Source organism: Stieleria mannarensis, from assembly GCF_014154935.1.
Lineage (GTDB): Bacteria > Planctomycetota > Planctomycetia > Pirellulales > Pirellulaceae > Stieleria > Stieleria mannarensis.
On record NZ_JACEHH010000010.1, the window covers coordinates 24,063 to 35,695 of the forward strand.

The following is an 11,633-nucleotide window of genomic DNA, read 5'->3' on the forward strand; positions in this document are numbered from 1 at the left end:
CTCTGGCGAGCGTAGCTACGTCCACGCATCGCCGTCACGTTGATCGGACCGGATCAACAGGCCGGCGAGCCGTCCGGGGGCCAGGCCGGGGGTGAGAAAGCGGTCGGGGGCCAGCGACGAGGAATCAGTGTCACGTTGCAGGTGGTTCACCGCCGCTGCGGCTGCTAGGCGTCCGCTGATCACGGCGCCTTCCATCGTGGCCGGCCAGTCGGTCTGCGTCCAATCCCCTGCCAACGACAGCCAGGGGACATTGGTGGTGGCCGCCGGTCGGATCGCATCGACTTCGGGGCGAAGTGAAAACACGCTGTTGGGATCGGTGACCCGTCGGTGTCGCAACAGCGTCGCATCGCGGGCCGCCGGAAATGCGTGGCGAAGTTCGGCCAGGACGGTGTCGATCAGCGTCTGTTTGGTTCCGGTGATCGCCGGATGCGAGCCGCTGATCACGACTTGATAATAGTGATGTTTTTCCTGCGAACCGAACGGCGCGCGGAACAACCACTGGGCGACGGTGCCGACCATCACCGCATGGTCCATCGGGGTGATGGGCGAATCAAACCAGAGGTGCAGCCCCGTGATCGGCGAGGACGGAATCGCTGAAATCGCCGGCAGATCCGGCAGCGCGTCGCGCCGGCCGTCGGGCCACTGATCAAACAGCTCGGCGATCCGGTGCCAGGGGACGGCACAGATCACGGCGTCCGCGTCCAGTGTCTGCGTCGACGTGATCACACGCGCCTCCGACGTGATCTGTCGCACCGTTTGTCCAGATTGAATTTCCACGCCGCGCCGCGTCAGTTCGCTTGCCAACTGACGCCCGAACAGGTCGGCCAGCGGGACGATCGGAACCAAGACATCGCTGGCGCCGCGTGAGGCGGCGAATCCGTCGATCAACACCTTGCGGGCGGCGGCCATCGAGACACGCCGGGTGTGTTCGCCCAAGGCGCTGACCAAGATCACGTCCCAGAAATCTCGCACCGTGTCCTCGCTTTGCCGTGCGTCCGAGAGCCACTGGTGTGCGCGGCAGTTCCGCAGCGTATCCACCGGCGTCCGCATCAGTTTCCACAGCCCGGATCGGATCTCGCGTTTCTGCCTCGCCGAAAGGTAACGCTGTGCGTGAAGCGTCCGCAGCAGGTGCAGCGGCGGCGGCAGCCAGCGACTCGGGGCGAACCGGCTGGGCGGATGATCGGGATGCAAGAAGGTCAGCGAGCGGTCGCGGCGCAGGTGTTGTTCCAAGCCACACGCTTGCAGCAAGTCGATCAGGTTGGTGCAGCATCCCATCGCTGCGTGTTGGCAGTAATCGACTTCACCGCCGGTCTGGGGATCGACGTACGAACCGGCTCGGCCACCGGGCAGCCGCTTGGATTCCAACAGCGTCAGACGCAGTTCGGGATGGACGCGAGAAAGCGTTTCGGCGGCCGACATTCCGGCCAACCCGCCGCCGACGATCGCGACGTGTGGCGGCGCGGGCGCACGCTTGGTCACGATCCGACCTCGCTGACTTCGGTCGGCGGGACGGGCAGACGATGGAAGATCGGTTTGACGAAGTGTTGGGAAACGATTCCGAGCTTTTCACCGGTTCTCAGTTGAACCCGTCGTGTGGCGACCGCGCGGGGGTTTTCCGCGATGCGATCGAGCAACCGGCGGTAGGTTCGCCACATCATCGAAAACATCGGGCGACCGTCCCGACCGAGTGCATCCCAGACGTTCCAACCGCTGACGTAAAGCGTCTTGGCGCGGCGGATTTCGTCTTCGATCAAGCAAACCAATCGGTCGTCCGGTCGCGGTTGCAACAAGTCGTCTTCACACAAACCGTGTTGGGCAAAGTGTTGGCGAGGCAAATAGATCCGCCCCCGCTGGGCGTCTTCGGAGATGTCACGAAGGATGTTGGTCAGTTGAAACGCCAGCCCACAGTCGACGGCCGCACGCATCGGCAACGGGCCATTGAATCCCCAGATGTGCAAGCAGGCCAAACCGACGGCCGAAGCGACCAGGTAGCAATAATGTTCCAATTGTTCGTAGGTGTCGAAACGTGTTTTCTGTTGATCGGCCAGAACGCCGTCGACGATTTCCAACAGGTAGCGTGTGGGGATTTGAAAACGTCGCGTCGAATCGCGCAGGGCCGGCATGATTTCTTGGGCGCGACGGATCAGGTCGATCGGCCAATCCGAGGTGTCGTCGGCCAAGCCCGGTGACAGCGGTACCCGGTCGATCGGCGTGTCACTGATCAGGTTCAGTGCCGTGGTTTGTCGCCACCAATCCAGCCAACGGGTCCGCAGGGCCGCCGGTTCGTTGCAGTCGCCGATGTCGTCGGTGATCCGTGCAAAGGCATACAACGCGTACATCGCCCGCCGTTTCTCTCGCGGCAACAGCCAGAACGAGCGATAGAAACTGCTGCCGCTGCGCCGCGCGATGCGTCGGACTTGTCGGTAGCTGTCGTTCGTGATGGAGGACGATGGCATGGTTTAAAGTCTGCCCACGATCGCGCGCGCGACGAGCCACCCCTGCGTGAGTTTCCCCACCGTCGGGCGAACCCTCAAGACGTCGAAGTCAATGTCTCGAATCGCCTGCAGTGTCGCCAGACCACCGTGGGCGAATAATTGAATGTCGCTCCGAAGCCACTTGGGGACATGATCGGCCAGCGGCAATCCCTGCCGAAAGCAGTTTTCAGCTTGGTCGCAGAGGAACGCCAGCATTTCACGCAGGGCAGGGGGGGTGGAGCTGGCAGACAACATCGACGGCGTGACCCCGAATCGTCGGCGGACGTCGCCGGGCAGGTAAATCCGCCCGATCGCATGGTCGCGCGAGACGTCTTGCCAAAAATTGGCCAATTGCAGCCCCGTGCAAATCTTGTCCGAAAACGCCGCCGTCGTGGGGGTCAGTGAATCGGCAAGCTGCAGGACCAGGCGTCCGACCGGGTTGGCCGAACGCGAACAATAGTCCAACAACTGAGCCGTCGTTTCGTACTGTTTCATCCGTTGGTCCTGCCGAAAGGCCGACAGCAGGTCATCAAAGGGCTGTTTGTCCAAATGAAACGTCGCGATCGTGTCGGCCAAGGCGGGAAACAGGCCATCGGCCGGGGATTGTCCGTCAAAGACGCAGTCGATTTGCTGTTGCAGGCGGTCCAGCCCTTCCAGGGCGATCGTGTCGCTGGCGGACTGGTCGGCCACGTCGTCGGCGGTACGACAAAACGCATAAATGTTGTAAAACGGTTGTCGCATGCGTCGCGGCAGTAAAATAGAAGCGACCAGGAAATTCTCGTAGTGCCCTGTGGCGAGCCGACGGCAAAACTGCTCGCTTTGTTTTAATTCGATCGGCAACGTGGTTCCGGACGACATTCAGGATTGATTTGATGAAGATTGTGCTGGCCGCCCCCCGGGGATTCTGTGCGGGGGTCAACATGGCCGTCGACTCGCTGGAGTTGACGCTGAAACATTTTGGTGCTCCGGTCTACGTTTATCACGAGATCGTACACAATCAGTACGTCGTCGACACGTTCAAGCAAAAGGGGGCCGTGTTTGTCGATTCGGTCGATCAGGTCCCCGAAGGCAGCGTGCTGATGTTTTCCGCACACGGGGTGTCGCCGGAAATCCGTGCCGCAGCCAAGCAACGTAACCTGACCGCCCTGGATGCCACCTGCCCGCTGGTCACCAAGGTGCACCTGGAAGCGATCAAGTACGCCAAATTGGGCTACACCATCGTCCTGATCGGGCACCAAGGGCATGACGAAGTGATCGGCACGATGGGCGAAGCGCCCGAAGCGATCGTGTTGGTCGAGAATGAAGCGGACGTCGAGCGGTTGCGGGTCGCCGATGAATCCAAATTGGCACTGCTGACCCAAACCACGCTTAGCGTCGACGACGCCAACCGGATCATCACCAAGCTGCGAGAACGGTTCCCGGCGATCCAAAGCCCGCCCAAAGGCGACATCTGTTACGCCACCCAGAACCGGCAAGACGCCGTCAAAGCCCTGTCCCAAGATGCCGACGTCGTCGTCGTGCTCGGCAGCCAGAACAGCAGCAATAGCGCGCGGTTAAGGGAACTGGCCGCCGACCGAGGCAAACGGGCGTTCCTGGTCGATGGACCCGGGGACCTGAAACGCAACGATTTTAATGACTCCGACACCGTGTTGATCACCGCCGGTGCGAGCGCGCCCGAGTCGGTGGTGCAGGAGACGATCGCGTGGCTTCAACGAGAGTTTGATGCCGAGGTGGAAACGGCGACCGTGCGGGAAGAGTCGGTGGAGTTTCCGTTGCCCAAGCCGTTGCGGGCGATCTCGGTGGGGCAGTGAAGGAGTGAAGGAGTGAAGGAGTGAAGGAGTGAAGGAGTGAAGGAGTGGAGGAGTGGAGGAGTGGAGGAGTGAAGGAGTGAAGGAGTGGAGGAGTGAAGGAGTGAAGGAGTGAAGGAGTGAGATGGGGCAAAACGATAAGAAGGCAGAATGATGGGGAGGTTGGGTGATGGACGCGTCAGGTTACGCGATTGAGTCGATCTTTGAGTTCGGGCATTAAAATTGTTTTGCCCCCATCGTTTTGCCCGCTGCTCCCGGCTCTGTTCATCATTCTGCCAATCCTTACTCCAGCTCGGCGATCTGCAGGCCGCGGAACAGCACATCGGTTTCCGGATCGTGACCTTGGATCATGATCGTTCCCGCTTCGGTGCGTTTCCCTTTGCGAGGGTTTTCGTGTGCTTCGCGGGTGTCTTCCCAATCACTGACTTGCACCCCGCCGACCCAGGCGGCGATTTTGTTGCCGCTGGCGTGCAGCAGCACGGTTGACCAGGCCGCGTTTTCTCCGGCGATCACCCGGGCGTCTTGGCGACGAAAGATGCCTCCGGTGCCGCAATCCAGCGGCGTCAATCGGTTGCCGTCTTTGAATCCGTTGTTGATCTGGCATTCATAACCCATCATTTCAGCGCCGGGGATGCAGCGAAAGAAGATCCCGGAATTCATTTCCGGGTCGTCGATCTTGTACTGGGCCAGCAGGAAGAAATCGCCGTAGGACTGTTTGGTTTCCAGCTGCGTTTTGCCGCCGCGGACATGTAGGTCGCCGTCGTCGTTGACCGTGAAGGACCCGGGCATTTCCGGGTATTTCTTCCACTGTGACAGTTCCGCATCGAGCATCGGTTTCAGGTCCAACGGTCGGATTTTGATGTCTTTGAACTCCACGCGACCGGAATTGTGTTGCAGCCCGATGCGTTGGGGCGCCAAGTCGGCCGGATCGGTGTACCGGCACACGACGTTGCCATTGAGCGAAACGGTGACCTGGTTGCCATCGGCGATGACGGACATGGTTCGCCACTGGCCCGGCGTTTGTGGCCCCGCCGCTTCGGCGTCGACCTTTTGCCGTTTGACGATGCTGCCGGTGGGGAACGGGTTGTCATCGGGGGCGATGTTGATTTCATAACAATCGCGTGTGATGTCGGCCGGTCGAAACGGGGTGCGAACAAACACGCCGCTGTTGGTGTCTTCCTGGGCTTTGAAGTCGAAGGTCAATTCAAAGTCACCCCAGGTCGACGAGGTGCACATCAGGCATTGCTCACCCTGGTCGACGACGATCGCGCCGTCTTGGACGCGAAAGTTTGCATCCCCGGTGATCTCCCATCCGAACAGCGTGTGCCCGTCGAACAGGCGGATCCAACCGGCCGCGGCTTCTTCGTCACTCAATCGGGCGGCCAGCAATTCGTCGGCGCTGGCCGAGTAGGATTGTGATGCGAGTGAAGCTGGTGCAGGTTCTGACGGAGCAGTCGCCTGTTCGGCGGCTGCGGCAGGTTCCGCAGCCGGCTGTTCCGCCGTCGGTGTTGCGGCATCCTTTTGGCCGCAACCGATCAGCGAACTCGCCAGGACGAGTATCGCACAGGGGGCGAACGCGGCGGTGAAGGGCGTGCGCCGGTGGGTGCGGCGCGAGTCGTTCAGGTGCGGGTGCATGCGGCTAGTACCCATAGGTTTCGAAATAGTGTTTCCAGGCCGAGCGGATGGTCGCTTCGTCTTGGTCGGACAATTGGTGGCGATTGGTTCGATAGGAGCGGTGTTCGCTGGCCGCCCAGGATTCGATGACCGGGCGGACCGAATCGAAGTCGCTCAATTTGAGTGAGCGATAGATCGTTTCCAACATCGCCACTGGATCGGCGACCAGGTCTTCGTAGCGGATGTCGACGATCCGATTGGGGTCGATGCCGGGGCGATCGCGAAGGAAGGCGTCGTACATGCGGCGCAGGCAGTCGACGACGTATTGTTTTTCGGGGTTCAACGTCTGGTCGTCGCCTGCCCGCGCAGTCGGACTGACGGTCGAATCGTCACTCGGATCTCGGGCCACCTGCATGCCTTGGGCTTCGGCCAATCCGGCCCACAGGCGGCAGGTCGATGGGAACAGCGCGCGGGGATCGCGGGTGACGTGAATGAATCTGGCGTCGGGGAATTCTTTGGCCAATGCGGCGATGCGGCCGGTGTGAGTGGGGCTTTTGATCACCAGCGGCCGTCCGGTGACCGTGCTGACGCCCAGCAGGAAGCGACGCAGGGCGGCAAGCCAACGCTGCAGGTCGGTCGGTGAGACGTCTTGGAAATCCAAGTAATTCAGATCGACGGGCGGTTCACAGGGAAACGCGATATTCCGGTAGGGTGACGGCAGGCCCAGGTTCATCAACGCGAATTCGTCTTCTTGCGGCCGTTCCCAGCCGGCCGCCATGTTGTCCATCGGCCGTTTGCCCGGCAGCAACCAGCCGAAGAAACGCTGGAAAATCCATTCGGTGACCAGAAAATGATGCGGGGCGAAACACTGGAACGTGGTCGGACTGCTGTAGCGTTCGTCCAGCACCAACAGCTCGTGCAACAACGTGGTGCCGCTGCGCCAGTGCCCGATGATGAACACCGGGGGGCCGTGTAATTCGGCTTTGGCAAGGCGTTTGCGGAAAAACAACTGCTGGATCCACGCCAGCACCGTGTTCCAGGGGGTCGCCAGCGAAACGCCCAACAGGTTGGGCAACCGGCTCGGGTGGATCCGGAATCGTCCCTGACGCAACAGCCCCCACCAGGTTCTCGGACGCATCCCGTGCCAAAACCGCGGTGCGTAGAACGGGTAGCGGTGAAACTCCGCCCGCGGCTTGGCCGCTGCGTTGTCGTCGCGTCGGGTTCGCTCGGCGGGCGGGGCGTTGTCGGCAAGGTTCGCTGTATCGACAGGGGAGGCCGGCCGGCGGTGCTCGGTATCAGTCAACGAAGGACGCTGCGGGGTTAAATGAGAGAGATGAGAGAGATTCGAAAGGCGGGGTAATGATCGGAGACATTGAACCAAATGGCTGGGCAGACTGAACCAAATCGCTGGGCAGACTGTACGGAAGGCTAAACCCTAATCTAACTCAGCCCACCCCGATCGCGAAAGCGCCACCCACGCGCTACAATCTGCCAGCATGAGTGATTCTACTGAATTATCGTTTGCGGATCTTCAGCGGCACATTCGTCAGATGTACCACGAGAAGGACGTTGCCAGAGGGGTGGAGGGCACGTTCATGTGGTTGATGGAGGAGGTCGGCGAGCTGTCGTCGGCCTTGCGGGGTGACGATCGAGCCAATTTGGCCGAAGAATTCGCCGACGTGATCGCTTGGCTGACGACGATTGCCAACGTCGCCGAAATCGACCTCAACGCTGCCTTGGTCGCGAAATACGGCGGCGGGTGTCCCGGTTGTGGCAAATTGGTCTGCGAGTGTCCCGATTCAGAAAAACCATGACCGATCACGTCAAGTTTGCCGCCACCACTGCGGTCTTCTTGCTGCTGTTGGGATCAGCGGCCATCGCACAGGATTCCGCACAGGACCCTGTGCCGAGCGCGGACGCAGAATCGGCGGTCGCCGATGCCGCTCCGGCTGCGGTCGTTGTCGGCATCAACGGGCACTACCGAGTCGGTCGCTGCACCGCGGTCCGGTTGGGCGAATCGGTCCGTTCGAGTCTACCGGAGGACACGCCACGGTCGGATTTCACGCTGCACACGCTCGACGGCGACGGTGTGGAGGTTCGATTTGGGGCTTATCCCGCGGTGCCCGACCAGACTCAATCGAGCGAGCTGGGGTATGTGGTGCCGGGGTCCGAAGCGGCACCGCTGGAGATCCATCGGGCCGGCGAATCCGGCACCCAAGTCGTCGCCAAGACGCGTTTTCCCGCGGCCGGTGTTCCCTCACGTGGCCCCTCGATGATTCCAGCCGGAATGCCCTGGGTGGTCGCGATCGGCGATCCATTGGGGGTGGACCAGATCGGTGCCTCCAACGTGTTGTTGGACAAAGCGGCCAGCATCGCGGTGAGCGAAATCGACACCGCCGACCGATTGCCGTTTCAACCGCTCGGCTATGACGGCGTGGACCTGGTGATGGTCAACGCGACCGGAGTGCCGGTGCTGGAGGCGATGACGGAGGCCCAGCGCGGGGCGCTGGTGTCGTGGCTGCGTCGTGGCGGACATCTGTTTGTCTGTCTGGGCGAAGCGACCGAGCGGACGGTGCAGGCGGCGCCGTGGCTGATTTCGCTGTTGCCGGTCGACGAGGTCACGGTTTCGCGGTATGACCCCGCGGCGCTGGAGACGTTCACGTCCAGTCAGACGCCGCTGGACATTTTTCGTGGCATCAAACTGCCGCGACGCGAGGGCCGCACGCTGATTTCCGGGCGGACGACGCGGCGGGTGGCCGCCGTCTTGGCCGCGGATTACGTCGTCGGGTTGGGTCACCTGACCGTCGTCACGGCGGACTTGGATCGTCCTCCATTTGCGGGCTGGCCGGAACGGTTGGATTTGGTCAAAGAGGTCGTCGGCGAGTTGCTTCAGGAGCCAAACGCAGAACGCGACACTCGGACGGGATCGACGGCCTTTGCTGACCTGGCCGGCCAGATGCGCGGCGTCTTGGACCAGTTTGTGATCAAGCCGCGGTTTAGCTTTTCGGTCGTTTCGTTGATCGTGATGCTGTTGATTGCCGCGATCGGACCGCTGGATTATCTCTTGATCAACCGGGTCTGGGGCAAGCCGCTGTTGGGGTGGATTTCGTTTCCGCTGGTCGCCATCACGCTCTCGGTATTCCTGGTCTTTCAGGCGGCACCCAAGGTGATCCCCGACACGGCATCGACCGCTTCACCGACAGCGGCATTGTTGCGGGCGAATCAATTTCAAGTCACCGACATCGACTTGATCGATGGCGCCGGACGCGGGTTCGCCTGGTGCTCGCTGTACTCGCACCATCCGGCCCGCGTGGACGTTCGTTATACCGCCGGAGAAAACTTGCAACCGCTTGCGCCGGCATCGGATCGATCGCCCGGTGCAGCCCCGCCACGCTCGTTTGTGTTTCCGATGGGGTACCCCGGTCGGGAATTCGGTGGGATTCAGTTGGCCGGTGAGAACAGCGTGTTCGGTGATTATTCGGTGGTGCCCGCGTCGATCGACAAACAGGGCCAGCAAGGGGTGGCGACGGAGGTCCGTGGATTGACGATCGCCCCGCGGAGCAGCAAGTCGATTGCCACACGGGCGACGTTTGCCGTCGAGACCGTTGAGACCGCTCCGGTGACGCGGCGGCCCGGAAGCGAGCTGTTGCGGGGCAAGTTCGTCAACCCGTTGCCCTATGACATCCTGGACGGCGTGTTGGTTTATGGAAACTGGGTGTATCTGTTGCCGACGCGTGTGCCTACCGGATCGGGTGTGCCGGAGTTGAGCGAGTTGAGGCAGAAGAATTTTCGTTGGCGATTGACTCGGCAACGATCGTCCGAAGACAGCACGACCACGACGACTTCGTGGACGCCGAGCGATTTTTCGGACGCCAAGCGTGTCGCCGAGATGATTCTGTTTCATCGCGCCGCCGGCGGAGAACTCTACACCGGACTTCGCCACGACGTGATCGGTGACCTGGACCTGTCCGGGGTGCTGGTCGATGACCGCTGCCTGTTGATGGGGCGGACCGAAACGCCGCTGTTCGAGTTCGATGTCCAAGACACGATGGATGAATCCGCCGGTTTCGTCCAACCCGGCGGCCGCGTGTTGTCGATGGTCCGCGTGGTCATGCCCGTCCGCGAGACTCGCCTGAACTGATCCGCCAGAACGTTAGGGCGGCAAAAAAATAAATTCCGCGTTTGGCAAACTTATAAGAGCAAGGGAGTGGAACGTATCCGCAGCGATCGATGGTTCAATGATGGTTGATTTCGATCGAAGCAGTTAAACTCCCTTGCTCTTATAAGTTCCGGTCCGGAAAACCGAGTCGAGAACGCATCGAAAACGAACCACTCAATCACTCGGCGATGTGCGTTCAATTCTCTTCCGGCAGTGTGAAGTGCGGTTTTCGAACACTCGCCTCACGTGAGCGGAAGAAACTGAGAATGGTGAAACTTGAGCGAGATCGGTCAGAAGCCAAGTGGACATCGCTAGAAGGAATCCGTTTCCGAAAACACCTCGGTTTTATCAGACGCGAACATCACTGTGGGAATCGAGTTTTCAGCAACGGATTCCTTCAAGCAAATATGCCAAACGCGGAATTTATTTTTTTTGCCGCCCTTACGAGAAAAAACTCCCGTGATCAAAACCGTCGATTTGACCAAAAAGTATGGCGATGCCTTCGCGATTCGCAGCATCGATCTGGATCTGAAGGCAGGCGATCTGTTCGGGTTTATCGGACCCAACGGGGCGGGGAAAACGACGACGATGCGGATCATCGCGACGTTGCTGGAACCGAGTTGGGGCGAAGCGTATGTGTGTGACCATTCGGTCCACACCGCCCCCAAAGAGATCCGGCGACTGGTCGGGTACATGCCCGACTTCTTCGGCGTCTATGACGACATGACCGTCGTCGAGTACCTGGAATTTTTCGCCGCCGCCTATCGGATCAACGGCCAGCAACGCCGCGAACGTGTGAACGAAATGCTGGAAATCGTTGACCTGGAATTCAAACGCGATGCCTTTGCCAACACACTCTCACGGGGACAGACCCAACGACTGGGCCTCGCGCGAACCCTGTTGCACGACCCCCAGGTTCTGTTGTTGGACGAGCCCCTTTCAGGGTTGGATCCGCGGGCGCGAATCGAAATGCGTAACTTGTTGCGCAAGTTGGGTGAAATGGGGAAAACGATCATCGTCAGTAGCCACATCCTGCCGGAGCTGGCCGACGTGTGTAACAAGGTCGGCATCATCGATCGCGGTGAACTGAAACAAAATGCCGAGGTCACCGAAGTGATTCGCATGGTGCGAGAGCATGTCGTCTTGGTGATCCAACCCAACAAACCGGAACAATTAAACGCGATCATCGACCTGTTGGCCGGGCATGACAAAGTGCAAAGCTGTGAACTGGGGGATGCGGCCGTCCGAGTGATTTTGAAACCGGAGGTCGACCAGTACAGCGAGCTGCCCAAGCTGTTGATCGAAAACAACATCGACTTGAAGCGTTTCTCCGAAGAAGAACTCGATTTGGAGTCGGCCTTTATGGCGCTGACCAAGGGCACCAGCACTCGGATGTAGCAACCGGGGGATCGGGAAATGACACCATCTGCATCAAGCGAACAGGTGGAACCATTAGTCAAATAATTCACCCTCCCTTCCAAGGTCGTGCGGTTTTTGGCAATTCACCCTCCCTGGAAGGGAGGGGCGAGCGCAGCGAGGGGAGGGTCGATTCGTGGCGATTGGGTGGATCCGAGCCAC

General features: G+C 60.4%; 9 protein-coding genes. 4 read left to right on the forward strand and 5 right to left on the reverse strand.

Annotation, left to right across the window (positions count from 1 at the left end):
- Positions 1–15: 15 nt before the first annotated feature.
- Genes hpnE through hpnC form a run of 3 tightly spaced genes read right to left on the reverse strand, consistent with a single transcriptional unit; the run spans position 16 to position 3,332 of the window.
- Positions 16–1,479 carry a hydroxysqualene dehydroxylase HpnE gene (gene hpnE, locus H1B37_RS08835; protein WP_353620807.1) on the reverse strand — a complete coding sequence of 488 codons (1,464 nt, stop codon included), beginning with the start codon at positions 1,477–1,479 and terminating at the stop codon, positions 16–18.
- The gene (locus H1B37_RS08840; RefSeq protein ID WP_182866280.1) at positions 1,476–2,456 is read right to left on the reverse strand and encodes a phytoene/squalene synthase family protein; all 981 of its coding nucleotides are present in this window, start codon (positions 2,454–2,456) and stop codon (positions 1,476–1,478) included. Before H1B37_RS08840 ends, hpnE begins: the two co-directional genes overlap by 4 nt.
- Before the next feature lie 3 nt (positions 2,457–2,459).
- Positions 2,460–3,332 carry a squalene synthase HpnC gene (gene hpnC, locus H1B37_RS08845; protein ID WP_182866281.1) on the reverse strand — a complete coding sequence of 291 codons (873 nt, stop codon included), beginning with the start codon at positions 3,330–3,332 and terminating at the stop codon, positions 2,460–2,462.
- 14 nt (positions 3,333–3,346) lie between these two features.
- On the opposite strand from hpnC, the gene ispH reads away from it, so the two are divergent.
- Entirely contained in the window at positions 3,347–4,285 is a 939-nt protein-coding gene (ispH, locus tag H1B37_RS08850) for a 4-hydroxy-3-methylbut-2-enyl diphosphate reductase (protein ID WP_182866282.1), read from the forward strand.
- Between the two features lie 279 nt (positions 4,286–4,564).
- Here ispH and H1B37_RS08855 read toward each other — a convergent pair whose 3' ends face one another.
- Positions 4,565–5,917 (reverse strand): 3-keto-disaccharide hydrolase, encoded by a 1,353-nt coding sequence (locus H1B37_RS08855; RefSeq protein ID WP_182866283.1) that lies wholly within the window; start codon positions 5,915–5,917, stop codon positions 4,565–4,567.
- Between the two features lie 4 nt (positions 5,918–5,921).
- Positions 5,922–7,199 carry a sulfotransferase family protein gene (locus H1B37_RS08860; protein ID WP_286177553.1) on the reverse strand — a complete coding sequence of 426 codons (1,278 nt, stop codon included), beginning with the start codon at positions 7,197–7,199 and terminating at the stop codon, positions 5,922–5,924.
- 193 nt (positions 7,200–7,392) lie between these two features.
- Here H1B37_RS08860 and H1B37_RS08865 point away from each other — a divergent pair, with 193 nt between their 5' ends.
- The 3 genes from H1B37_RS08865 to H1B37_RS08875 all read left to right on the forward strand — a co-directional run bounded on the left by H1B37_RS08865 (position 7,393) and on the right by H1B37_RS08875 (position 11,453).
- Positions 7,393–7,710: a MazG nucleotide pyrophosphohydrolase domain-containing protein gene (locus H1B37_RS08865; RefSeq protein ID WP_095737597.1), complete on the forward strand. Its 318-nt coding sequence runs from the start codon at positions 7,393–7,395 to the stop codon at positions 7,708–7,710.
- Positions 7,707–10,037, forward strand: a complete 2,331-nt coding sequence (locus tag H1B37_RS08870) for a hypothetical protein (RefSeq protein WP_182866284.1) — start codon at positions 7,707–7,709, stop codon at positions 10,035–10,037. Before H1B37_RS08865 ends, H1B37_RS08870 begins: the two co-directional genes overlap by 4 nt.
- A gap of 477 nt (positions 10,038–10,514) precedes the next feature.
- On the forward strand, positions 10,515–11,453 hold the full coding sequence (locus H1B37_RS08875; protein WP_182866285.1) for an ABC transporter ATP-binding protein: 939 nt from the start codon (positions 10,515–10,517) through the stop codon (positions 11,451–11,453).
- Positions 11,454–11,633 lie beyond the last annotated feature (180 nt).